The organism is Caulobacter sp. BE264 (genome assembly GCF_031457805.1).
Taxonomy (GTDB): Bacteria; Pseudomonadota; Alphaproteobacteria; order Caulobacterales; family Caulobacteraceae; genus Caulobacter.
On record NZ_JAVDXI010000004.1, the window covers coordinates 388602 to 411700 of the forward strand.

Below are 23099 nucleotides of genomic sequence, written 5' to 3' on the forward strand. Positions count from 1 at the left end.
CTAGGGTTTAGGGGCGCTGTCCAAGGCGTTGAGAAGCCGCTCGGCGATGATCTCGGGCGACTCGTCGCGGACCTCCGTAGAAGCCCACGCAATGGTCTTGCCGTTTCGCGTATCAATCACGGCCATGGTGACAGCACGCCTGCTTCCCGATCTCGCCCAAAACCGCCACCAAGGCTCGGCGGCGCCCGCGCTACGCCAAGCTTGGGCGTCCGATGGGTCGGCGGCGCTGGATACGCCGACCCCGGGCAGCGAGCGGGCGACCCCGACCTGCACCAGAAAAAGAGGCGCACTAGCGTTTTGGGCCGCGCCCAGCCGATCCAGAACGCTCCTCTGGACTGCGCCCGCATAGGCGTCCTCCGGGCTCGTGGCGAGACCGCTATGGGCCATCGCAGACGCTCCCGTTAAGGCCGTCAAATCCCCCCGCCCGATCGCGCGCGGCGAAGCGCAGCCGCCTACCAAACCTGCGCATAGAAGCAAAAGGACGATCGGTTCATGCATTGTCTGTCGCCCCATCATGCGGGCTGGATGGTAGCACAGTTGCGAGATCACCTCAGCAGCAGTCTCAACACCGACCAGGCCCAAGCGATCCCACCCCAAAGCGCTAGAGACGCAAGCACGCTGACAAGCGCCAGGCCGCAGCGCGAGAGGCCGTGCCTTGGCTCGCCATCGACGTGGTGGGACCTCTGGGGTTCTCGCCGGGCGATCTTGCTGCTCGTCGAGCCCATTTCGTGCCGCGCCATCTGCGCCCGTAAGCGCGGCCAGGCGCTTGTCCTGCTCCGCGTCATCGCGTTCTCCCAAACCCCGAGCGATGGTTAAAGGACAGGAACGGTCGCCCGACCAGCGATCATGACGCCCATTTTACAATACATTACATTGCCCTGGCGCCGGCCGCCCTGAGCGCCGGACGTCGCGAGGCGCTGAGAGCGGCATGCGCTCGCCCGCAAGTTTGTATCTTCTTTCCGCCAAAAAGATGGGTATTGCTGCGCTTCGAGGGGATGGCGATGGTTGCCGAACGTGAGTGATCTCTTGAGCGACACGGACGCGCCCAAGGCCGTGTTGCTAGGTCTGTATGCGGAAAAGCGAGCCAATCTGGTTCGCTTCTTCGCTGCGCGCCTCAACTCGCGCGCGGAGGCCGAGGATCTGGTCCAGGACCTGTACCTTCGCATCAGCGGGATGGAGATCGCCGGCCCGATCGAAAGTCCGGCCGCCCTGCTCCATCGCATTGGCTCGAACCTCATGCTGGACCGCCTGCGCAGTCAGAAGCGCGCCGGCGCCCGCGACACCGACTGGCGCGACGTCAACATCACGGTCCTGGCGGGACAGGACGTCGCCGACCAGCCCGCTGCGGACGAGGTTGTCGATAGCCGTCAGCGGCTGCGCGAGCTGGTCGAAGCGGTCGCGGAGCTTCCGGAAAAGACCAGGTGGGCGTTCACCTTGCACAAGCTGGAAGGGCTGGGGCACGCCGAAACCGCCCGTCGAATGAACATCAGCGTGAGCACAGTCGAAAAGCATATCAGTTCAGCCCTGACGACGCTGACGAGGCGACTTCGTTGATTTATGCACAGTCACATGGGGGACGGGGCTCTTTGGCGACGTCGAGCCTTTTGGGGATGATGGATCCTCGTCGGAGCCACACCGGATGAGCCGGTCAGCGCAACATCTGCAGGAGGCGGCCGACTGGCTGATCCGATTGCAGCGCCCGGAGGCAGGGGAGGCCGACTGGCTTGCGTTCGACACTTGGCTCAGCGAGCCAGGCGCTCAGGCGGCGTATGACGCTGTGCAGGCTGTCGACGAGGAAATCTTCCAGCGAGGCGCGGCGGTGCGGGGGGCGCTGTCCGGGCCTAGGCGCGCCGCAGCCAAGCGGCCGTTTCGGATCGACTGGCGCTGGCTGGGCGGTCTCGGAGCGGTTGCGGCTGCGGCCGCCGTCGCGTTGGTTCTGGCGCCTTGGGGGGAACTGCTACCCCAGCCAGACACACTCTATTCGACAGCCAAAGGCGAGAGTCGGACCATCCAGCTTGCCGACGGCAGCCGGATCGACCTCAATACGAACTCTCATCTTTCCGTGCGTTTGGAAGAGCACGCCCGTCGGGTGACGGTGCACGACGGCCAGGCGCTGTTCGAGGTGGCGCACGATCCCAACCGCCCCTTCATGATCTCGGCCGGGGACGGCACTGTGACGGTCATCGGCACGAAGTTCGATGTCCGGCGGCGCGACGGCCAGTTGTCGGTCACGGTTCTGCGTGGCCTCGTGGAGGTCTCCACCGAAGGCGCGGAAGAACCCGTGCAGGTGCGGCCTGGCCAGATGCTCGAACATATCGAGGGCGGAAAAGGCGTCAGCGTCCGCGCCGTTTCGGCCGAGGATCAGTTGGCTTGGCGCTCGGGGCGGCTGGTCTATCGCGACCAACCTCTCGGGCGGATTGTCAGCGACCTCAACCAGTATTTCGACCGTCCCCTGCGCCTGGAAGGCGAAAGCGCGTCCAGTTTGAGATTTTCCGGCGTATTGATCGTCGACGATCAGGATGCCATGGTCCGTCGCCTCTCTAGCCTCCTGCCGGTTTCGGCGACGCCGACTGATGACTCGATTGTTCTGCGCGGAAGGCCGTCTCCGACAAACTAGCGCCCAGCGCCCGGTTTGATCCTGCGACGCGTCGGCTTCCTCTTCGCCGCCAGCGTTCTGGGTCTGGGCGTAATCACATCCGCGACCGCCGCGGAGCCGCGCACGCGCCTCGACATCCGCAAGCCAACCGCCGCTGAAACCTTGATCGAGCTGGGCCTTAGCATGGGCGTCAGCGTCGGGGGCGTGGAAGCCTGCGCGGGGCCAGGCGCTCCCCTCGTCGGGACTTTCGGTCTGCACGAGGCGTTGGACCGGGCGATCGCGGGTAGAGGCTGCGCCTATGCGTTCGTCGACGCCCGAACCGTAAGATTCTCGCCGCGCCCATCGACGACGGTCCTGCGACCGCGATCACCAAACCCCGCGCGATTGAGCGAGTCGATCGCCTTGCTGGCTCCCCTGACCGTCAGCGCCGGCAAGCGACCGCCGCGTCTGGGCAGCCTGCCTGGCGGCGTTTCCGTCATTGAAGCAACCCGGCTGCAGGATGCGGGCGCAACCGACACTAACGCGGTGGCCCGCCAGGCCGCAGGCTTCATCACCACCAACCTCGGCGCGGCCCGAAACAAGATCCTGCTTCGAGGGCTTTCCGACGGGACGTTCACAGGACGCACCCAATCGACCGTCGGCACCTATCTCGACGACGTACCCGTCAACTACAATGCCCCCGACCCGGACCTGCGGCTGATCGACGTGGACCGGGTCGAGATTCTACGAGGCCCTCAGGGGGCGCTCTACGGGGGCGGCTCGCTGAGCGGGATCTATCGGATAGTGACCCGCGGCCCTGAACTTGGGGTGTTTTCAGCGTCAGCGGCCGCCACCACCGCGAGCACGGAATCCGGCTCGCCCAGCTATCGTCTTGAGGGGGTGGTCAATGTGCCGACCAGCAAGGCCTCCGCCGGCCGGCTGGTGATCTATAGCGACAGGGACGGGGGCTACCTCGACGACGTCAACCTGCGCCTGTCCAATGTCGACAAGACCGCGCGACGGGGCGCTCGGGTGGCCTGGCGACTGGATCAGGGCGACTGGCGCTTCAAGCTGGGGGCCGCACGGCAGAGCGTCGCCTCAAAGGACACTCAGTACGTGACGCTTGCGGCTGGCGGACCGCGCCGGGCCAATCAGGTCCGCGAAACCCACCGCAACCGTCTGGGACAGGCTTCGCTGAAGATTAGCGGCTCGGGTGACTGGGGCTATTTCGAGTCGGTGACAGGCTATGTCAGCCACAACTACGCCAGCCGCTACGACGCCACGCTCTCGCTGAGCCAATTCTCGGAGGGAGCCCTGGAGCTCGGGCTCTATGATGAGAGCGCACGGCTTCGCATGGCGGTTGAAGACCTGTTCTACACCGGCCCGGCGATGGGCCGGCTCCGCTGGATGCTGGGCGCGTTCATGGCGACGACCATCGAAGAGAGCGCATCGGAGTTGCGCGCGCGCGCCGGCGGCGTGTCCGTCGGGCTCTACGACGAAGACCGCAAGGACCGCTTGAACGAATACGCGCTCTACGGTGAAACCACTTTGGATCTGGGCGACGGATGGAAGGCCGCGTTGGGCGGTCGCGCGTTCAAGACAACGGCTCACACCCGCTCAGGCGTGATGGTGCCTCCCCCTGGGCAATCGCGGGATCTGGACCAACGCGCCACCTTCAGCGGCTTCTCGCCGAAACTCTCCCTGCAGCGAGATCTCGCCGGGGGCGGGCTGATCTACGTCTTGACGTCGGAAGGATACAGGGCGGGCGGGTTCAACTCGGGCGGCTTGCTGAAACCGAGCGAGTCGCGCCGGATGTTCCGGCCGGACCATTTGCGAAACTACGAGGTCGGGCTGTCGCTGGATCCTTGGCGTGGTCGCGTCAACGTGCGCACAGCGGTCTTCGTCGTGGACTGGCGCGACATCCAGACGGACCAGTATTTCGGGTCCGGCCTCTCCTACACCGCCAACATCGGCGACGGACGCAATCGCGGCGTCGAGGTGGAAGCCGCCTGGCGGGTCACGCCGCGCCTCACGATCAACGGGAACGCGTTGTTCAACAAGCCGAAGCTGACCCGAATCGAACCGGGCTACGGAATCACCGACACCGCTCGGCTCCCCGGCGTACCGGACGTGTCGTTCGGCGGCCTCGCCATCTACCAGAGACCGCTGTCGCCATGGGCCTCGCTGATGCTTACGGCCGAGACGGGCTATGTCGGCAAGTCACAGCTGACCTTCGATCCCAGGTACTCGCCCTCGATGGGCGGCTACTACACCGGCCGGCTATCGGCGCAGATCCTGGCCCAGGGTTGGAGAGCCGCCTTGTTCGTCAGCAACCCCTGGAACAGCTCCAGCGACACCTTCGCCTACGGCAACCCCTTCAGTTTCGGCCAAGTTCGCCAGGTCACGCCTCAGCGCCCCCGCACCTGGAGCCTTAGCCTGACGGCTGAATTCTGACAGTGATTGCGAAAGCCGTGGGGGCGAACTCCAGAGCGCCAGACCGCAAGTCCGCCTGGAGCCCCCCATCACCTAGCCGAAGCGGGCTTGCTCTAAGCCGGCTCCGCCCGGTCGCGGAGGCATTCGCCGATCGCCCGCGCGCACCCTGGGATGCCCAGAGCGCCGACGAACGACATGGCTACGGCGCAAACCAGCATGATCGGTTGGAAGATGCGCATCGGGTTGGTCTCCACGCGGCGTTCGTCTGGAGGCAGTGTGCCGCAGTTGTAAGACGGAACCTTGACGGTTGTTCCGCGCTCGAACGAAAAAAGTTCCGAATACGTCTGTGCTCTTAACTCAGCCCAAGATCGTAGGCCTGCCTCGCCGCATCAATCCGGGCGAGCTTTGCGTAGAGGGGGCCCCAATCGTCCGCCTCCGCGATAGGCGACCAGAGCGCCTCGACCTCGTCGATGATCAGCTCTTCGGGATCGTCGCGTTCGAAGACCACGTGCGCCAGGCGCTCTGGTCGATCGGGCTCGAAAGCCGCCAGCCTTCTCCGCAGATCGACGAAGGCTTCACGCCCATAGAGCGCCGCCCGAGGGCCTCGAAGGGCCCGCGCCTCCGACGCCGCGCCGCCGAACCAATCGAAGAAGAACGGCTCCCAGCGCAGCGCCTCGCCACCGTCCGCCAAGGCGCGGAAGGCGGCGTTGACGAGGTCGACCTCGGCTTCGACGTCGCGGCGCTTCACCCCGAGGCGATCCAACATCGCATCGCGCAACGCCGCGCGATAAAGATCCGAGAAGCTGTTCAGGGCGTTCAACAACGCGGCCTGGTCCGTGACGAGGGTGAGACACCCCGCCAGTTGCTGGAGATTCCAGAAGACCGCCTCGGGCTGCCGCCCGAAGCTGTAGAGGCCAGAGTGGTCGAAATAGGCCGCCACGAAGTTCGGATCGTTTCGTGGCAGGAAGCGCCACGGGCCGTAGTCGAAGCTTTCGCCCGTGACCACCATGTTGTCGGTGTTGAGCACGCCGTGCACGAAGCCGGACGTCATCCAGCGCGAAAGCATGCGCGCGCTGGCTTCGACCACCGCCTGCATCAGAGCGGCGGGACGATCGGCCTGGTCGGCGAGGCCGGGAAAGTACGTCTCGACGACATGATCGACGAGCTGGAGCATCAGGTCTCTGCGATCAAAGTATGCGAGACGCTGGAAGGTCCCAAACCGGATATGGCTGTGCGAAAGCCGCGTCAGGACAGCCGATCGTGTGGGGCTTGGTTCGTCGCCCCGGACCAGGGCCTCGCCAGTTTCCACGAGGGAGAAAGCCCGAGACGTCGGGGTCCCCAAGGCCTCGAGAAAGCTTGCGGCGAGGATTTCGCGAACCCCGCCCTTCAGGGTCAGGCGTCCATCGCCCGCGCGCGACCAGGGGGTCTGGCCAGAGCCCTTGGTCGCCAGATCCAGAAGCCGGTTGGAGCCAGCCTCGCGCACCTGTGCGAACAGGAAGCCACGCCCGTCGCCAAGGTCCGGATTGTAAACGCGAAACTGATGCCCGTGATAGCGCATCGCCAGGGGAAAGGACTGGTTCTCCGGCAAGGGCTCGAAGCGGCCGAAACATCGAAGCCACTCGTCTTCGCTCAAGGTCTCCAGCCCAACTGTGGCCGCAGCCCGGTCATTTCGGAACCGCAGGAGCGTCTGGGGGAAGTTGGCCGGCTCCACCCGATCGGCGAACGCCTCACCCAAGGCCTGGAAACGCGGATCGGGACGGTAGGCGGGCGAAGGGCTCATGCACGCCACATGAGTCCGACGCTCATGCGGCGCAAGTCCCTTTCGAATATCGATGACGGCGCTTCAACGCTGTCGCTTCCCAGCAACAGAGCGCCCAGGAACCCTTCATTACAAGGGATTTCACTTGCCGACGCCAGGGATGGCGCCTAACCCTTGGCTATCCATTCGAACAGTCGTTCGACGGAACAACGAAAAACAAGCCGGGGGCGGGCAAGCGCTTTCGGCCAATGAACCGAGGTAGGAAATGCGCTTTTCCCAGGTGCTTTGCGGCACTGCGTCCGCTGTTGTCCTCGCCGGTCTTGGCGCCACGAGCGTCGCGCAGGCGCAAGAAGCCGATGTCCAGACCGTAGACAGCATTATCGTCACCGCCCAGAAGCGGGAGCAGAACCTGCAGGACGTGCCGGTTGTGGTCACCGCCGTCGGCGCCAAGCTGCTGCAAGACACGGGCGTCAAGGACATCAAGGATCTGACAATCCTGACCCCCGGCCTGACCGTCACCTCCACCTCGTCGGAAGCCTCGACCACCGCGCGCGTGCGCGGCGTCGGCACCGTGGGTGATAACCCCGGCCTGGAAAGCTCGGTCGGCGTGGTGATCGACGGCGTCTATCGCCCCCGCAACGGCGTCGGCTTCGGCGACCTGGGCGAAATGGAGCGCATCGAAGTGCTGAAGGGGCCGCAAGGCACTCTGTTCGGCAAGAACACCTCGGCCGGCGTGATCAACGTCGTCACCAAGGAGCCCGAGTTCGGCTTCGGGGCCAACGCCGAAGTGACGATGGGCAACTACGACGCCAAGGGCGTGGCCGCTTCGGTCACCGGCCCCCTGATGGGCGACAAGCTGGCCGGTCGCCTGTACGTCGCCGCTCGCGAGCGTGATGGCTACAACGATGTGATCGTCGGTAACGGCCCGTCCAGTCGCAAGCAGGACGCGGACCAGAACTTCTACACCGTGCGCGGCCAGCTGCTCTTCGTTCCGGATGATCAGGCGACCTTCCGCGTCATCGCCGACTACAGCCGCCGCGACGAAAACTGCTGCGGCGCCGTGCAGATCCGCACCGGCCCGACCGCAGGCATCCTGGGCCTCGTCTCTGGCGGGACCGCGCTGGCTCCGACCGCCAATCCGTTCGATCGCGTCGCCTATTCGAACCGCGGCGCGCCGGCCAAGATCGAAGACAAGGGCGTCTCGCTGCAAGGCGACATCGACCTGCCGATCGGCACCCTGACCAGCATCTCGGCCATTCGCCAATGGCGCACCGACAATGGTCAGGACGGCGACTTCACGACCGCCGACATCACCTATCGCAACAAGGACGGCAGCAACTACTCGCAGTTCACAACCTACAGCCAAGAGCTGCGTCTGGCTGGCAAGTCGGACAAGTTCGACTGGATGTTTGGCGCGTTCCTGGCCGACGAGCGCCTTGAGAACCGGTCCAACTTCCTGTTCGGCAACCAGTACGAACAGTATCTGGGCCGCCTGCTGTCCCGCTCGGCCGCCAATCCGGCCGGCGTCGCCAACTTCATCGCTCTTCTACTGAACCGCGCGCCGAACACCTCGTTCACGCCGGGTCAGGGCCTTTATGACCGTTACAACCAGCGCGCCACGACCGTGGCCCTGTTCACCAACGACACCTGGCACGTGACCGACGCGTTCGAGATCACGGCGGGCCTGCGCTACACGGCCGAAAAGAAAGAGCTCTCCACCTTCCAGACCAACAGCGACGGCGGCGTCGGTTGCGGCACCGCCCTGTCGCCCGCCGGTCAAGCCCGCATCGCCGGCATCGTCGGCGCGGCCCTGACCCCGACCATCATCGGCAACCTCTGCCTGCCCTGGGCGAACCCGCTGTTCAATGGCCGCGGGACCGACCAGGAGCGCACCGACAAGGAATGGAGCGGCACCCTCAAGGCGTCGTACCGCTTCTCACCGGAAGTGTTCACCTACGCCTCGTTCGCGCGCGGCTACAAGGGCGGCGGCTTCAACCTGGATCGCACCCAGTCCTCGAACGGCCTGCCCTCGGGCGGCTCGGGCGTGACGCCGATCTATGACACCTCGTTCCCGGCCGAGTTCGTCGACAGCTACGAACTGGGCATGAAGAACACGCTCTTCAACCGTACCGTTCTGTTCAACGTCAGCCTGTTCCAGCAGAAGTTCACGGACTTCCAGCTGAACACCTTCCTGGGCACGTCGTTCGTGGTGCGCTCGATCCCCGAGGTGACCTCGAAGGGCGTCGACGCCGACTTCATGTGGTTCACCCCGGTGCGCGGCCTGGTCGTCCAGAGCGGCTTCACCTACGCCGACACCAAGTACGGCAAGCAGCCGATCCCCAACGACCCGGGCAACGCCCTGGCGCTTCTGCCGGGCAGCAACCTGTCGCTCGCGCCCAAGTACTCCGGCTCGGCTTCGGTGACCTACGAAACCCCGGTCGGCGACAACCTGAAGGCTCGCTTCAACATCGGCGCGAAGTACTCGTCGGAGTACAATACGGGCTCCGACCTGTTCCCGCCGAAGGTCCAGAAGGCCTATACGGTGGTCAACGGCCGCGTGGCTCTGGGTCGCGACGACGATCGTTGGACCGTCGAACTGTGGGGCCAGAACCTCCTGAACGAGAAGTACATGCAGGTGGCCTTCAACGGCCCGCTGCAAGGCTCCTCGGGCCTGAGCGCCACCCAGAACACCTACAACGCCGCGCTGGACACCATCACGTACAACGCGTTCCTGGGCGCCCCGCGCACCTACGGCGTGACCCTGCGCTCGAAGTTCTAGTTCTGCCGGGAGGGGGACCGGCGGCGCCAGCCGCGCCGCCGGCTTTCGGAAGAAGGAAGGGCGATCCGCTTGGCGGGTCGCCCTTTTTCATTGCCCGGAGGGGTTTCGGATCGTCGCGTCTCGCCGCAGCATGCCTCAGGGGATTCGCTTTCCAGCCCGGAGGCACGCCGATGAAGACCATTCGCTTCTTCGGATTCTGGATCTGTCTCGCGCTCGGGCTCGTCCTCGGCGCCGTGAGTCAGCGACCTCCAGCGCCTGTGCCTATCAACGCGCCAGAGACCCAGTTCTCGGCGGATCGCGCCATGGCGGACGTGGCGGCCATCGCCCAGAGACCTCACCCCACTGGCTCCGCGGAGATCGCCAAGGTCCGCGACCACCTGCTGTCTCGGATCAACGCGTTGCGCCTGGAGGTCTCGGTCCGCCCCGGCGAGGGATTCTCCCAGCATGGTCAGGAAGGGCGCGCCCTGAGCGCCGCTGCGGTCCAGAACCTGGTCGGCGTGCTGCCAGGACAAGATCGGACGCTGCCGGCGATCCTGATCATGAGCCACTATGACTCGGTGCATAACTCGCCCGGTGCGGCCGACGACGCCTCGGGAACCGCCGCCGCCCTTGAGATCGCGCGCGCTCTGAAAGCCAGCGGGCCGCACCTGCGGGATGTGATCTTCCTGTTCACCGACGCGGAGGAGGCCGGCCTCCTGGGCGCGGACGCCTTCTTTTCCCGAGACCCCAGCCTTTCGCGCGTCGGCCTCGTGGTGAACATGGAGGCGCGCGGCGACGCCGGTCGCGCGGCGATGTTCCAGACCGGCCCCGGCAACGGCGCGCTGATCGGCGTGTTCGGTCGCGAGGCCAAGGGCGCGTCAGGCAACTCGATGGCCTCGACCGTCTACGAGAAAATGCCCAACGACACCGATTTCACCCACGCGGTGAACAAGGGCCTGCCGGGGCTGAATCTAGCCTTCATCGACAATCAGCTGGCCTATCACACGCCTCTGTCCCGCCCTGACCATCTGCAACGCGGCAGTCTGCAGCACATGGGCGACCAGGTCCTGCCCACTGTGCGGGCGCTGGCGAACGCGGCTGAGCTGCCGGCCAAGACCGAGAACGCGATCTATTCGGACGTGCTGGGCCTGTTCATGGTCCGCTATCCGCCGATGGTGGGCTGGGCGCTGCTGGCGCTCGCCGCCGCCCTGGTTGGCTTTTCGGCTTGGCGCGCCCTGGCCGGACGCGGCGCTACCGGCTGGGAGATCGCAAGGGGCGCGGCGGGCCTGCTGCTCACCGCCGCCAGCGCCGGCCTTGTGCTGCATCTGCTGGGACGGCTGCTGATGATCGATGGCGTGCAGCGCTACTACGGGCTGCTGACGCGCTTTGACTTTCTGCTGTGGGGCGCAGGCCTGCTGGCCGCGGCGACAGGACTGGGGGTCGCCACGGCACAGGCGCGGGGCGCCCGGCGGATCATCCCGTGCGCGATCGCATTGGCCCTGGGCGGCGCATGCAGTCTGGTCGGGGGCTTCGATCCCGTGGGCCTGGGTCTTGGGCTGTCGGCCTGCATTCTGGCGGCGCTCGCCCTGGGCTTTCGAACCGAAGTGCTGGGCGCGTGGATCGGCGGCATGGTCGTCGTGCTGCTGCTGGCGGTCGCCGCCCAGGTCCTGGCGCCCGGCGCGACGGTGATGCTGACCTGGCCGCTGCTGGTCGCCGCGATTGGCGCGGCGCTGGTCATCGGCATCGGCGGCACGCGAGACAAGCGGGTCGCCATGGCCCTGACCGCCGTCATCGGCCTTCTGGCGATCCTGTCGACCGCCCAGCTCGCCGCCTGGGGCGCCTGGACCTTCGCCGGCGTCGGCCTCATGGAGCCGGCCGTCCTGGCGCTGTTCGCCATGCTGGCGGCTCCGGCCCTGTCGCCGCTGGCCCACGATTTCGCCGCGACCCGTTGGGCCTGGCGCGCCGCCGGGATCATGGCGCTGGTCGGTCTGGCGCTCACGGCCAACGCCGCGCGCCTCGGCGGAGAGCCCTCCCGTCCGGCGATCACCCAGGCCCTGCATGTCGCCGACCTCTCCACCGGCAAGGCCTGGCGCGTGGCCGGTCTGACGAAGCTGGACGCCTGGACCCGCGCTACGCTGCCCGACGACGGCGGATCCGAGCCGCGCCAGCAGGCCCTGGCCCCGTTCTGGAAAAACCCCGCCTGGATGTCGGAGACCCGGGTCGTACCCGTGGCCAGTCCGCAACTGACGGTCGACCGGGCCGAGGACCGCCTGCTCGTCCGCCTGATCCCCGCGCCTGGCGCCGAGATGGTGAGCCTGCGCGTTCGGCCCAGCGCCGCCCTGAGCCAGCCGCGCCTCAACGGCCGCCCGATCACCCTGGCGACCAAGGCCGGCGAGTGGTCGAGCCTGACCTATCACGCGCCGGATCCCAATGGGATCACGCTGAGCTTCACCACCGCCGGCCCGGGCAAGGTCGAGGTCGCCGCGCTGGAGCATCACGACGGCTGGCCCGCCCTGGCCAAGGCCCCGCCGCCCAAGCCGGCCGACCTGATGGCTTTTGGCCTGTCGGACAAGACCGCCGTTCTGGTGCGCGCCGGCCTGTCCTGGTGAGCCTCTAGACGGTGAAGACCCCCTCGACCGGTTCCTTGGCGTAGAGCGCTTCCACGCGATCGGCGCGGCGCTCAAGCACGCAGCGCTGGTTGACGTAGCCCTTGTCGGTGATCTCGCCGGCGTCGATCGACGGCGGTTCGGTCAGGATCGTGAAGCGGGCCACGCGGCGCGAGGAGCCGCCGGCGCCGGCGTTGAACGCCGCCAGCCGATCCTTGAGGATCGCCACCAGCTTTTCCAGCGGCGTCCCAGGACCCGGATCGGCCACCAGGGTCGCGAGCCCCGCCGGCGAAGGCCAGAGCATCGCGCCGATGAACGCCTTGTCCTGGCCGGTGATCACCGCGTCGTGGATGTAGGGACTGCAGGCGGCCACCAGGTCGGGGCGCAGCACCCCGACGCTGACCCAGGTGCCGCTGTCGAGCTTGAAGTCCTCGGTCACCCGCCCGTCAAAGACCAGCCCCTTGGCCGGATCGTCCGGGTCGACGAACCGCGCCGCGTCGCCCAGCTTGTAGAAGCCCTCCTCGTCGAAGGCCGCCGCGGTGCGTTCGGGGTCCTTGTGATAGCCGGCCGCCACCGTCGGGCCCTTCACGCGGACCTCGTACTTGGAGCCGCTGGGCGCCAGTTTCAGCTGGACGCCCGGCAGCGGCAGGCCGACCAGCCCGACCCGCTCGGTGATCCAGTGGGTGACGGTGATGCCTTGGGTCTCGGTCGCGCCGTACATCGTGGTCAGCGGGATGCGATGCCCGGTCTCGGCCACCGCCAGCGCCTGGATGCGTTCATAGACGTCGTTGCTGAGGGTCGCGCCGCCATAGCCCATATAGCGCAGGTTCTTGAAGAACGAGCGCCGTAGCACAGGGTCGTTCTCCATCGCCTCGGCCAGCATCGAGAACGCGATCGGAGCCGAGCCGAACACGATCGGCGAGACCTCGTAGAGGTTCTTGATCGTCGTCTCGAACATGCCCGGCAGCGGCTTGCCCTCGTCGATATGCAGCGTGCCGCCGCCCCAGATCACGGCGTTGAAGCCGATATTGCCCGCCGAGATGTGGCTCCAGGGCATCCATTCCAGGCTCTGGGGGACGTCTTCGGTCGGCGTGTCGGTGCGCAGACCCTCCTGGCCGGCGATGACGCCCGCCATCATGCCGTGGGTCTGGGGCACGGCCTTGGGCAGGCCCGTCGACCCGGAGGTGAAGAGATACTTGGCCACCGTCTCGGGACCGACGGTCTCGCGGGCCGTGGCCACCGCCGCCGTCGGGACAGTCCCGGCGACCTCGGAAAAGGCGATCGCCCCCTCTCCTGCGCCGTCGGCGGTGATCACCGCAAGGCTCGGATCCAGCGCTTTCAAGGTCGCCAGCGCCCCGGCGAACATCGCGCCGCTCTGGGCGAAGACGACGCGGGGCGCGACCTTTTCGAAGCAGTGCTTGAGCTTGGCGTGGTCGGTCGAGATCAGGCTGTAGGCCGGACTGATCGGCGCGGCCGGCACGCCGGCGGTGTAGGCACCCAGGGTCATCAGGGCGTGCTCGATCGAATTGCCCGACAGGATCATGACGCTGTCATGGGGACCAAGCTTCTGGTCGATCAGCCATTGGGCGATCCCTTCGACCGCCCGCAGCGCCTCGCCGTAGGTCACGCCGCGCCACGGGCCGTGGCCTGGCTCGCGCTGTTTCAGGTAGGGCCGCTCGGGATGTTCGGCGGCCTTGGCGGCGATCAGGTGGGCGATCGAACGCGGCCCCTCGCCGGGCGCATGGTTGGAGGTGATGACGATCGAGCCGTCCGGTCGGCGGTCGACCGACACCTCGGGGCCTTTCATGGCCAGCGGCTTGAACGGAGCGGCGGAGACGTCGCGCGGAGGCGACGCGCCATCGGGCGGCGTCATGGTCTCACTCCCTATATTATCATTGTTCTGTTGGGAGTGACGTTAACTGAACCCCGCCGCGCGGCAAGGTTGATGTTGCAAAACCGCCCTTCAGGCGCGCGGTCGTCGCCGCGCCGCGCGGGCGGCGGTCTCAGCCGCGGTGACCTGGGCGGCGAAACTCGCGAGGTCGACTCCGAAGCGTTCGCCGCAGTCGCAGTCGATGACGGGCAGCATCCGCACGGCCGCGATCCGGGCCGGCGCCTGACCGCCGCAGTGCGGGCAGGTGAAGCCCAGTTCAACGCCACCCACGTCCAGACCAGCCATGTCGGTCGCTCGCGTTTTCGGTCCCGACTCAGAGGAGACCACGAGGACGATGACAGTCGCCACCCCGGCTGCGCCATGCGGCGCTTTGTCCGAGGGGCGGCCCGCCGATCACGCGATCCCCAGGCCCCGCCAGCACGGCAGCACGGCGTCGGCGAAGGCGATCGCCTGGGCCTCCAGCGCCGCGATCGCCGCCTCGCCGCCCAGCGGCGCGCCGTCGACGACCAGCGCCTGGCCCTGCTGAGCCAGGCGGTCGGCGGCGAAGCTCGCCCACGCGCGCGGCCCCCCGCCGCCATCCTGCATCGCCAGCCAGAACATCTGGTGGAAGCGCGAGGCGCCGACGGAACCGCCGGTGGCCGGCGCGGCGAGGAAGCCCAGGTCCGTCGCCTCGGCCGCGCGGCGGGCCAGCTCGCGGTTCAGGGCCCGGGCCGTCCCTGTCGCCCGAGCGGTGGCGTCGGCCGACTGGGCCGGCTGCACCGCGCCCTGGCTCATCAACAGGATCAGGGCCGTGGTCAGCTGCGGCAGGGTCGAGCCCTCGGGCAGCGCCGCCTCGAGATCGCCGATGCTCCGGGGCTGACCGTCGGCCAGCAGGTCGCGGATCGCCTCGTGGGCCGGCCCGCCCATGACCATCTCGGCATAGGTCCCGCGCGCCTTGTCCGGCCATTCCGCCGCCGGACGGGCCAGGGCTACGCGCTGGTCGCGGATCGCCCGCCGTTGGTCGGCGGCGGCCAGGGTCGAGGCCCCGCGCAGCCAGTAGTCGCGGCGAAACTGCGCCTGCACCGCAAAGTCGCGGAAGGTCTCGCGCAGCGACGGATCGGGCAGCTCGCGCAGGAAGCCGATCATGTCGGGCGACAGGTTCAGCTCGTCCACATGGTCGGACGCATAGGCCGAGGCCGCGAACGATAGCTTGGCCGTGGACAGCCGCGCCTCGACCTCGGCGAACCACATCGGGACCCAGTCGCGGTTCATGTATTCGTGGACCAGATAGGCGCGGTCCTGGCGCATCACCGCCGCCAGCCGGTCGGTGACCCCCGAATTGATCCGCGAATAGACGGGGTCGAGATCGAAGAACCGCTTCATCGTCGACAGCGCCGCGTCGAGATTGGCCGCAGGGCCAAGGCCCGGCGCGCCCAGGGTCTCGGCGTGGCGCTTCATCAGATGGCGCAGTGGCCCGGCCAGGGCCCAGCCCGGCTGGGTGTTGTAGGAGATGTAGACGAGACCCCCGGGCTTCAGACGTCGGCGCAGGAAGGCGACGATCTTCTCGCGGGCGGCGTCGTTGACCCAGCTCCACACCCCGTGCAGCGCCACGAAGTCGAACTCCGGCAGGCCCGGCCGCTCGGCGAACTCGTCGAAGGCGTCATCGAAGAAGTTGGCCCGCGCGCCGCTGGCGGAAACGAGGTCGCGGGCGAACACCGCCTGGGCCGGGGCGAAGTCGCAGCCCCACCATTCGATGTCGGGCTGGGTGGCCGCATGCACCGCCGCCGAACAGCCCTGGCCGAAGCCCAGCTCGCAGGCCGTCTCGATCTTGGGCGCCCGCAACCCCTTGGTCAGCAGCGGCAGCGCCGCCCGCACCGGGTTCAGCTCGGGATAGCAGCCAAAGGTGTAGCCGGTCTCGACTACATAGCCGGCGCTCCAGTCCTCGTTCATGCGTGCTCCCCCGAGTCGTTGCGGAACGGTGGGCCGGGCGGGCGGCGGCGGCAAGGGGCGGGACGAACAATCCTCCCCCTCGCGGGGGAGGATTTGGGGCGTGCGTCCGCCGCTTCACGCGGCGTGACCGCTGAAGGCTCATGGGGAGGCGACGGAGCGGCCGGGCGAACCCGGAGACCGTGAGTGTGTTTTGCGTTTCGGCTCGACAGTCCGCTCCGCCAGGTTGTTCTTGCCCGTGAGGATGGGGGGCGTGAGCGTCTTTCAGCTCGGGACCCCAGGAGCCCCCGGACGGGCGCGGATCAACTGGAGCGGCGACTTCCGTGTCCAGCCCGACGATCCACGATAGGCGGCTTGTACGATCACCGCCCTGTCGCTCCGCCTCCGACGTGATCCCAAGCGGCCCGGCCTCTCGTGCGCGCTCCTAAAGAGTAAGCCGCACGACCAGACCAAACCTCCCGGGCGCCGAACGCGGCCCCGCTCAACCTAGCCCCGCCGCCGTATTGGGCCGGATCCATACGCCCTCCCCCGCGACAGGGATGAGTTCAGTATGGGGCGGGTTTTGACGCCGGGGATAAGTTGGCGCGTAAAAGTTAGAAGTGGTTGATTTTGCTGGCTTCGGTTCCGCCAATTCCGAGCGCTCAAGCCCGCCAATCCCCGTAAAATCCTCCCCCCAGCGGGGGAGGTGTCCGCGCAGCGGACGGAGGGGGAAGTTCTGCTGACCCCGCCTCTTCCCCCTCCGTCGTCTCTTCGAGCCGACACCTCCCCCGCTGGGGGGAGGATTTTTGAGCCGATCGCCCCACGGCCTGGCCGGGGGGACCAAAAGGCCCGGATCCCTCTCCCGGCGGGAGAGGGCGGGGCCCGTCCCGACGAAAGTCGGGATGGGAGGGAGAGGGATTACGACACCCTGCCGGCGCTCCGGCGAGCGGCTTACCCCCTCTCCCCGGCCCTCTCCCCATGGGAGAGGGTGTGCGCGAGGCCCCTTCCCGCCCCGGGAAGGGAGCCATCCTTACATCTCACGGCGAGACGATCGCCGGACTGACCAGGTCACTCAAGGACGGCTTCGCCGCCGCGGAGCGGCCGCTCGGAGAGCGGTCCTTGACTGACCTGGTCAGTCCGGCACGCTGCTGCCTCCAAGAGACGTAAGGTTGGGTCCGACCCTGGGAGGGTCGAGATGATTCAGCAGGGAGGAGTTATGAATACACGAAAAAGGCGACGGGGCCCTCCTATCCACCCCAGCATCAAATCGCGCCTGGGATATGGCACCTCGGATACTGACGATGAGATTTATGAGGACTGGAAGGAAAGGACTAGCCGCGTCTGCAAGCCCTGCTGGGAACTTAAATATTGCCCATATGGCCCTCTTGTAGAGCAACTGCCGATCCTCCCACCATTGCGCTCGGAAATGGAAGAGCAGCAAATATACTTTAGGAAGTGCCTCGAAACCGACACCGTTGGCGAGAGCAAGCCGCTCACGGACGAGTGGCGTGAGATGTATCAAGAATGGCTGGAGGACGAGGAGCTACTTCTTCACCAAGCTCTCAACACGCTTCGCAATAAGAAGCGAATTGAGCATGCAGGGTCTTTAGAAGATGAAGAGGAGCAGATGCATGCTTGGTTGGGCGCGGATATTACTCCCGTCCATATTTACCGCGCACCATTTAGCCTTGATCTAGATCGCGCATTGGACGAGGCGGACTTTCCTCCCGAAATATGGAGCGAAATTCTAAAAATTGCCGAAGAACAACGAAACAACATGGAAGAAGCCCTAAGAACTGGGCATATGGACGATCGCTCTCCTTTGGAGCCTGCACGTCGAGCTTGGTTTCAAAAGCAGGTAGATAAATTTTCATCAGCAGAATACCCCGAGACTATACCGCAAGCATTTTCAGACGGAAGCTGTAATATTTTCGGCCATATATGCCCTGTATTCTTTGCAGCAGAAGCAATGACTGAAACGGAAGAGCAAAGAAGGATCGGGCGCGGCCATCTGGGCTTCGCCAAAATGATGCGAATTGTTCGCCGCGACGATTACCGATGCCAACATTGCCAAAAGAAGCTTCAGGATACCGAGGTGGAATTCGATCACATAATTCCAGTATCAAAAGGCGGAAGCTCTGAAGAACATAATATTCGCCTAACCTGCTTCGACTGCAACCGTGACAAAAGCGACAGCTACACGCCTTGAACAAAAAAGGCGGAGCCTCCCGGCCCCGCCCTCTCCGTCTAAATCAGCAACAGAGCAAGCCTACTCCGCCGCCACCTTCGCCGAGTAGCCGAGGATCGCCTTGGTCTCCAGGAACTCGCCGAAGGCGTGGTCGCCCCATTCGCGGCCGTTGCCGCTCATCTTGTAGCCGCCGAACGGGGCCATCATGTCAGGACTTGCGCCATTCAGGTTCACCTGGCCGGCGCGCAGCTTCGACGCCACCTTGCGGACCGCCTCAGGATCGCCGCCCGAGACATAGGCCGCCAGGCCATACTCGGTGTCGTTGCCGACGGTGACGGCTTCCTCGACCGTGTCGTAGCCCAGGATCGAGACGACGGGGCCGAAGATCTCTTCCTTGGCGATGGTCATCTCGTTGGTGACGTTGGCGAAGACGGTGGGCTTCACATAGTAGCCCTTGTCCAGGCCTTCGGGACGGCCCACGCCGCCGGTGACCAGGGTGGCGCCCTCGTCGATGCCCTTCTGGATCAGGCCCTGGATCTTGTTCCACTGGGTCTCGGAGACCACCGGGCCCATCTTGTGGTTGCCGTTCGGGTCGCCGACCGTGTGGGCCTCGGCCGCGGCCTTGGCGATGGCGATGACCTCGTCCATGCGCTGGCCGGGCACCAGCATCCGCGTCGGGGCGTTGCACGACTGGCCCGAGTTCATCATCACCGAGGCGACGCCGCCGGCGACGGCGCGCTGGAAGTCGGCGTCGTCGAGGATGATGTTGGGGCTCTTGCCGCCCAGCTCCTGGTGGACGCGCTTGACGGTCGGGGCGGCGTTCTTGGCCACCTCGATGCCGGCGCGGGTCGAGCCGGTGAACGAGACCATGTCGACTTCCGGATGGCTGGACATCGCCGCGCCGACCGTGGGGCCGTCACCGTTGACGAGGTTGAAGACGCCTGCCGGAACGCCGGCGGCGTGCAGGATCTCGGTCCAGATATAGCCGCTGAACGGCGCGATTTCCGAGGGCTTGAGCACCATGGTGCAGCCGGTGGCGATGGCCGGGGCGACCTTGCAGGCGATCTGGTTCACCGGCCAGTTCCACGGCGTGATGAACGCGCAGACGCCGATCGGCTCCTTGACGATCCGGGTCGTGCCGCGATCTTCCTCGAACTTGTAATTCTTGAGCACGGCGGCGGCGGTCTGAACGTGGCCGATGCCCATGGCGGCCTGGGCGCGCTGGGCCAGCCACGCGGGGGCGCCCATCTCTTCGGTGATGGCCTTGGCCATGTCCTCGAAGCGCTTCTGGTACTCGGCGACGATGCGCTCGAGGATGTCGATGCGCTCTTCGCGGCTGGTCTGGCTGAAGCTGGCGAAGGCCTTGCGGGCGGCGCGGACGGCCTTGTCGACGTCGGCTTCCGAGCCCATCGAGATGACGCCGCAAACCTCTTCGGTGGCCGGGTTGATGACGTCCAGCGTCTTGGGCTGGGCCGGGTCGACCCAGGCGCCGTCGATATAGAACTTCGTATACTCGCGCATGCCTTCGCTCCTGCCCTCTGGGTCCGCTCTTAGTTGGGAGACGCGGCGGACGGTTTCAAACAGCCATTTAATGTGATCGGCGTTCAGGTGGAAAGGGGGAACAAGCGCCTCACCACATCGGATCGGTCTCGTCCCCGTGCAGCGCCTCGGCGATGCGCTTGCGGGTCGCGCGGGTGGTTTCGTGCGGCAGGTCGTGGAGGTCGAACCAGCCGACGGCGTGGATCTCGCCCGCCGCGTCCGACGGGCAGGGCTCCCAGGCTTCGACCCGGTAGAGCAGCACGTGGTCGCCGGGGTGCAGGGCCTCGTTGCTGTGGGCGGAAACCAGGCGCGGACGCGAGAGGGCGCGGACCCCGGCCTCCTCGGCCAGTTCTCGGATCACGGCGGTCTCGGCCGTCTCGCCGCGCTCGACCCCGCCGCCGGGCAGGTACCAGCCCTTGACGTAGGTGTGCTGGATGAGAAGGACCTTGCCGTCGTCGTCGGTGACCACGGCCCGCACGCCCAGCGTCAGCCCCCGCGCCAGGCGGAACCAGGCATAGACCAGCGGGCGGGTGAACGGTTCGATGCGTCGGCGCCAGAGCATGGGGGCTTGATAGCAGTCGGTGAGCCGAAAACCTCGTCCTTCGACAGGCTCAGGATGAGGTTTTCCAGCAACCGCAGGCGACACTCACCCTCATCCTGAGCTTGTCGAAGAACGCGGGCGGCTCCACCGCTTGCGGTCAGGCCCGCGCGCCGCTAAAGCCCAGACGACCATTTTCTCTTTTCGGAGCCGCGCCATGATCGCGATCGGTGTCATCGCTCTCTTCCTGCTCGTCGTCATGGGCCTGAACCTGACCGAGTTCGGTCGCATCGACTAAGATGACCTCACGCGGCGCGGCCCTGGTCACCGGCGCGGGACGCCGGATCGGCCAGGTCCTGGCCCTGGAGGCCGCGCGCGCCGGCTACGACGTCGCCATCCACTACCGCGCCTCGGCTGATGAGGCCGAAGAGACCGCGCGCGCCGTCCAGGACCTGGGCCGCCGCGCCCTGCTGGTCCGCGCCGACCTGGCGGACGAGAATGAGACCCGCAGCCTTGTGGCCCAGGCCGCCCCGCTGGGTCCGCTCACCCTCCTGATCAACAACGCCTCGGCCTTCGAGGACGACCGCGTCGGCGGCCTGTCGCGGGCCACCTGGGACCGCCACCTCGAGACCAATCTGCGCGCGCCGATCGTGCTGGCCGAGGCGATGGCGGGGGCCCTGCCGGCGGATCGCCAGGGCCTGGTGGTCAACCTGATCGACCAGCGCGTCTGGCGGCCCAATCCACAGTTCTTCAGCTACACGCTCAGCAAGGCGGGCCTGTGGTGGGCGACCCAGACCCTGGCCCAGGCCCTGGCGCCGCGTATCCGCGTCAACGCCATCGGCCCCGGACCGACCCTGCCGTCGGTGCACCAGGCGCCGGGCGAGTTCGAGGCCGAAGCGGCGGGCGTGCTGTTGCAGCGGCGCGCCAGCCCCGAAGAGGTCGCCGCCGCCCTGCGCTATCTGATTGACGCGTCCTCGGTCACGGGACAGATGATCGCCGTGGACGGCGGCCAGCACCTGGGCTGGAAGACGCCCGATATCGTTGCTCCCTAGAGCCTGCCTGGAACAACAGGCTCGACCCGTTGAAAGAAAGGCCGCGCCTTGGCCGCTTCGCCCCTCGCCGACCCCGCGCCCGCCGCCGACATCGCCCGCATCATCGTGACCAAGGTCTTCGTGCGCGGCCTCAAGGTCGACGCCCAGATCGGCGTCTATGACCACGAGCATGGCCGCCTGCAGCCGCTGGTGGTCGATGTCGAGCTGGACGTGGCCGCCAGTCACTGCGAGCGCCTGGGCGACACGGTGAACTACGAGACCATCGGCGAGGCCGCCCGCGCCATCGTGGGCGAGGGCCATATCGACCTCGTCGAGACCTTCGCCGAGCGCCTGGCCCAGGCCTGTTTCGCCGATCCCCGCGTCACCCGCGCCCGGGTGCGGGTGGAAAAGCCCCTGGCGCTCGCCCCGCACGCCGCCGCCGCCGGCGTCGAGATCACCGCCGTCCGCGCGTGACCATGATCGCCTTCAGCGCCCGGCTCGCCCCGTTCCAGCCCGAGACGGTCTGGACCCTGGAGGCCGGGACGCTGATCGAGACACGCGGCAAGCTCGAACGCCGCTTTCCGCTGTCCGGCCTGACCCGTTACAGCCTATCGCTGGCGCCGGACGGACGTCGCCGCGTGCTGTTGCTGGTGTTCGGCCGCCGCCGGCTGCTGATCCCCTCGCAGAGCTATGCCGGACCTGGACGGTTCGAGGATCGGCTGGCGGCCTTCTCGGTGCTGGCGCGCGCCATCGCCGCTGTCGGCGCGGACCTGTCGCCGCGCGCCCGCTTTGGCCTCGCGCGGCTGGAGGCGCGCACGGCCCTGACCTTCGTCATGGGCCTCTTGGCCTTCGGCGCGGCGGCGACCCTGCTGTTCTCGCTGACCGCCGGCATGGCGGCCGTCGGCGTGGACATGGCTTCGCGGATGGCGTTCGTCCTGATCCTGCTGTTCGCCGCCCTGCCCTGGCTGGCGCGGCCGGCGGCCTTCGACCCGCGCGATCCGCCCGCCGACCTTTTGCCCTGAGAGGACAGGCGCGTTTGAGGTCGCGCGTTGTCAGCGTTGTGGACGCCGCCCTCGCCCTTCGACAAGCTCAGGGTGAGGGCTAGTGCTCGTCCCGGCCCGCACAAAATCCTCATCCTGAGCGTGTCCCCCGGGACCGACCGGAGGTCGGCCCGAGGATAAACTGCGAACGAGGATTTCCGTCCGAGCCAGCGCCGACATCCAACGCAAGTTCAGCCATACGAAAAGAGCGCCCCGACCTTTCGGCCGGAGCGCCCCTTCTGGGAGACCTGAACGGGTCTATCAGCGCGGCATCAGCACGCTGTCGATGACGTGGATGACGCCGTTGCTGGCGCCGACGTCGGTGGCGGTGACGGTGCTCTTGCCGCCCTTCTCGTCGGTGATGACGACCTTGCCGCCTTCGACGGCGGCCTTGAAGGCGCAGCCGCCCACGGTGTTGATCGTGTAGCTGCCGCCGTTCGCCTGGATGGCGCCCAGCAGGGTCTTGGCCTCAACCTTGCCGGCCACGACGTGGCAGGTCAGGATCTTGGTCAGGGTGGCCTTGTTCTCCGGCTTCACCAGGGTCTGGACCGTACCGGCCGGCAGCTTGCCGAAGGCGGCGTTGGTCGGGGCGAAGACCGTGAACGGACCAGCGCCCGAGAGCGTGCCGACCAGGTCGGCGGCCTTCACGGCGGTGACCAGAGTCGAGAAGTCGGCGTTGCCGGCGGCCACGCCGACGATGTTCGGCTTGGCGCCGTGGTGATCGGCGAGCGCGGGACCGGCCACGGCGGCGGCGGCCAGGGCCAGCACGGCGGCCCGGCGTTGCATCGAACGCATCATCTTATGAAACCTTCCATCAAGTCTTCGGGTTGGGGGAA

19 protein-coding genes and 1 pseudogene are annotated in these 23099 nt (G+C 66.9%); 10 read left to right on the forward strand and 10 right to left on the reverse strand.

Annotation, left to right across the window (positions count from 1 at the left end; translation table 11 throughout):
• The gene (locus J2X45_RS12505) at positions 1 to 126 is read right to left on the reverse strand and encodes a hypothetical protein (protein ID WP_310215149.1); all 126 of its coding nucleotides are present in this window, start codon (positions 124 to 126) and stop codon (positions 1 to 3) included.
• 900 nt (positions 127 to 1026) lie between these two features.
• On the opposite strand from J2X45_RS12505, the gene J2X45_RS12510 reads away from it, so the two are divergent.
• From J2X45_RS12510 to J2X45_RS12520, 3 genes are all read left to right on the forward strand, one after another.
• Positions 1027 to 1554: a sigma-70 family RNA polymerase sigma factor gene (locus tag J2X45_RS12510; protein ID WP_310215151.1), complete on the forward strand. Its 528-nt coding sequence runs from the start codon at positions 1027 to 1029 to the stop codon at positions 1552 to 1554.
• Positions 1555 to 1639: 85 nt separating this feature from the next.
• Positions 1640 to 2617: a FecR domain-containing protein gene (locus tag J2X45_RS12515; protein ID WP_310215152.1), complete on the forward strand. Its 978-nt coding sequence runs from the start codon at positions 1640 to 1642 to the stop codon at positions 2615 to 2617.
• Positions 2618 to 2632: 15 nt separating this feature from the next.
• A complete protein-coding gene (locus J2X45_RS12520) occupies positions 2633 to 5029 on the forward strand; it encodes a TonB-dependent receptor domain-containing protein (protein ID WP_310215155.1) in 2397 nt (798 codons plus the stop codon).
• A gap of 92 nt (positions 5030 to 5121) precedes the next feature.
• Here J2X45_RS12520 and J2X45_RS12525 read toward each other — a convergent pair whose 3' ends face one another.
• On the reverse strand, positions 5122 to 5247 hold the full coding sequence (locus J2X45_RS12525) for a hypothetical protein (protein WP_024265941.1): 126 nt from the start codon (positions 5245 to 5247) through the stop codon (positions 5122 to 5124).
• A 113-nt stretch (positions 5248 to 5360) separates the two neighbouring features.
• Positions 5361 to 6797 (reverse strand): protein adenylyltransferase SelO family protein, encoded by a 1437-nt coding sequence (locus J2X45_RS12530; RefSeq protein WP_310215157.1) that lies wholly within the window; start codon positions 6795 to 6797, stop codon positions 5361 to 5363.
• A 235-nt stretch (positions 6798 to 7032) separates the two neighbouring features.
• Here J2X45_RS12530 and J2X45_RS12535 point away from each other — a divergent pair, with 235 nt between their 5' ends.
• Both J2X45_RS12535 and J2X45_RS12540 read left to right on the forward strand, forming a co-directional pair.
• Complete coding sequence (locus J2X45_RS12535) at positions 7033 to 9546, forward strand: TonB-dependent receptor (protein WP_310215160.1); 2514 nt, start codon at positions 7033 to 7035, stop codon at positions 9544 to 9546.
• Between the two features lie 170 nt (positions 9547 to 9716).
• The gene (locus J2X45_RS12540) at positions 9717 to 12134 is read left to right on the forward strand and encodes a M28 family metallopeptidase (protein WP_310215162.1); all 2418 of its coding nucleotides are present in this window, start codon (positions 9717 to 9719) and stop codon (positions 12132 to 12134) included.
• Between the two features lie 4 nt (positions 12135 to 12138).
• Here the strand turns inward: J2X45_RS12540 and J2X45_RS12545 are convergent, their stop codons facing one another.
• The 4 genes and pseudogenes from J2X45_RS12545 to J2X45_RS20340 form a co-directional block, all read right to left on the reverse strand.
• Positions 12139 to 14004 (reverse strand): AMP-binding protein, encoded by a 1866-nt coding sequence (locus J2X45_RS12545; protein ID WP_310215164.1) that lies wholly within the window; start codon positions 14002 to 14004, stop codon positions 12139 to 12141.
• A 90-nt stretch (positions 14005 to 14094) separates the two neighbouring features.
• The gene (locus J2X45_RS12550; protein WP_310215165.1) at positions 14095 to 14370 is read right to left on the reverse strand and encodes a hypothetical protein; all 276 of its coding nucleotides are present in this window, start codon (positions 14368 to 14370) and stop codon (positions 14095 to 14097) included.
• Positions 14371 to 14415: 45 nt separating this feature from the next.
• A complete protein-coding gene (locus J2X45_RS12555) occupies positions 14416 to 15951 on the reverse strand; it encodes a class I SAM-dependent methyltransferase (RefSeq protein WP_310215166.1) in 1536 nt (511 codons plus the stop codon).
• 464 nt (positions 15952 to 16415) lie between these two features.
• Positions 16416 to 16731 (reverse strand): annotated as a pseudogene (locus J2X45_RS20340) (hypothetical protein); the annotation flags it as partial.
• Positions 16732 to 17122: 391 nt separating this feature from the next.
• Between J2X45_RS20340 and J2X45_RS12565 the strand changes: the two are divergent.
• Positions 17123 to 18136, forward strand: coding sequence for an HNH endonuclease signature motif containing protein (locus J2X45_RS12565; protein WP_310215168.1), 1014 nt, complete (start codon positions 17123 to 17125; stop codon positions 18134 to 18136).
• 60 nt (positions 18137 to 18196) lie between these two features.
• On the opposite strand, the gene J2X45_RS12570 is transcribed toward J2X45_RS12565, so the two are convergent.
• Both J2X45_RS12570 and J2X45_RS12575 read right to left on the reverse strand, forming a co-directional pair.
• Positions 18197 to 19636: an aldehyde dehydrogenase family protein gene (locus tag J2X45_RS12570; protein ID WP_310215170.1), complete on the reverse strand. Its 1440-nt coding sequence runs from the start codon at positions 19634 to 19636 to the stop codon at positions 18197 to 18199.
• 109 nt (positions 19637 to 19745) lie between these two features.
• Positions 19746 to 20216 carry an NUDIX domain-containing protein gene (locus tag J2X45_RS12575; RefSeq protein WP_310215171.1) on the reverse strand — a complete coding sequence of 157 codons (471 nt, stop codon included), beginning with the start codon at positions 20214 to 20216 and terminating at the stop codon, positions 19746 to 19748.
• Positions 20217 to 20409: 193 nt separating this feature from the next.
• On the opposite strand from J2X45_RS12575, the gene J2X45_RS12580 reads away from it, so the two are divergent.
• The 4 genes from J2X45_RS12580 to J2X45_RS12595 are packed head-to-tail and all read left to right on the forward strand — an operon-like array spanning position 20410 to position 22245.
• On the forward strand, positions 20410 to 20490 hold the full coding sequence (locus tag J2X45_RS12580; protein WP_310215314.1) for a hypothetical protein: 81 nt from the start codon (positions 20410 to 20412) through the stop codon (positions 20488 to 20490).
• Position 20491: 1 nt separating this feature from the next.
• Positions 20492 to 21244, forward strand: a complete 753-nt coding sequence (locus J2X45_RS12585) for an SDR family oxidoreductase (protein ID WP_310215172.1) — start codon at positions 20492 to 20494, stop codon at positions 21242 to 21244.
• 48 nt (positions 21245 to 21292) lie between these two features.
• Positions 21293 to 21697, forward strand: coding sequence for a dihydroneopterin aldolase (gene folB / locus J2X45_RS12590; RefSeq protein WP_310215175.1), 405 nt, complete (start codon positions 21293 to 21295; stop codon positions 21695 to 21697).
• Positions 21694 to 22245: a hypothetical protein gene (locus tag J2X45_RS12595; protein WP_310215178.1), complete on the forward strand. Its 552-nt coding sequence runs from the start codon at positions 21694 to 21696 to the stop codon at positions 22243 to 22245. Before folB ends, J2X45_RS12595 begins: the two co-directional genes overlap by 4 nt.
• 279 nt (positions 22246 to 22524) lie before the next feature.
• Here the strand turns inward: J2X45_RS12595 and J2X45_RS12600 are convergent, their stop codons facing one another.
• Positions 22525 to 23061: a fasciclin domain-containing protein gene (locus tag J2X45_RS12600; protein WP_310215181.1), complete on the reverse strand. Its 537-nt coding sequence runs from the start codon at positions 23059 to 23061 to the stop codon at positions 22525 to 22527.
• Positions 23062 to 23099 lie beyond the last annotated feature (38 nt).

Bases quoted from the DNA above. Each gene is read 5' to 3' on its own strand.
- J2X45_RS12515 (WP_310215152.1), top strand. From the start codon at position 1,640: ATGAGCCGGTCAGCGCAACATCTGCAGGAGGCGGCCGACTGGCTGATC.
- J2X45_RS12540 (WP_310215162.1), top strand. From the start codon at position 9,717: ATGAAGACCATTCGCTTCTTCGGATTCTGGATCTGTCTCGCGCTCGGG.
- J2X45_RS12565 (WP_310215168.1), top strand. From the start codon at position 17,123: ATGATTCAGCAGGGAGGAGTTATGAATACACGAAAAAGGCGACGGGGC.
- J2X45_RS12570 (WP_310215170.1), bottom strand. From the start codon at position 19,636: ATGCGCGAGTATACGAAGTTCTATATCGACGGCGCCTGGGTCGACCCG.
- J2X45_RS12535 (WP_310215160.1), top strand. From the start codon at position 7,033: ATGCGCTTTTCCCAGGTGCTTTGCGGCACTGCGTCCGCTGTTGTCCTC.
- J2X45_RS12545 (WP_310215164.1), bottom strand. From the start codon at position 14,004: ATGACGCCGCCCGATGGCGCGTCGCCTCCGCGCGACGTCTCCGCCGCT.
- J2X45_RS12555 (WP_310215166.1), bottom strand. From the start codon at position 15,951: ATGAACGAGGACTGGAGCGCCGGCTATGTAGTCGAGACCGGCTACACC.
- J2X45_RS12505 (WP_310215149.1), bottom strand. From the start codon at position 126: ATGGCCGTGATTGATACGCGAAACGGCAAGACCATTGCGTGGGCTTCT.
- J2X45_RS12600 (WP_310215181.1), bottom strand. From the start codon at position 23,061: ATGATGCGTTCGATGCAACGCCGGGCCGCCGTGCTGGCCCTGGCCGCC.
- J2X45_RS12580 (WP_310215314.1), top strand. From the start codon at position 20,410: ATGATCGCGATCGGTGTCATCGCTCTCTTCCTGCTCGTCGTCATGGGC.
- J2X45_RS12525 (WP_024265941.1), bottom strand. From the start codon at position 5,247: ATGCGCATCTTCCAACCGATCATGCTGGTTTGCGCCGTAGCCATGTCG.
- J2X45_RS12575 (WP_310215171.1), bottom strand. From the start codon at position 20,216: ATGCTCTGGCGCCGACGCATCGAACCGTTCACCCGCCCGCTGGTCTAT.
- J2X45_RS12585 (WP_310215172.1), top strand. From the start codon at position 20,492: ATGACCTCACGCGGCGCGGCCCTGGTCACCGGCGCGGGACGCCGGATC.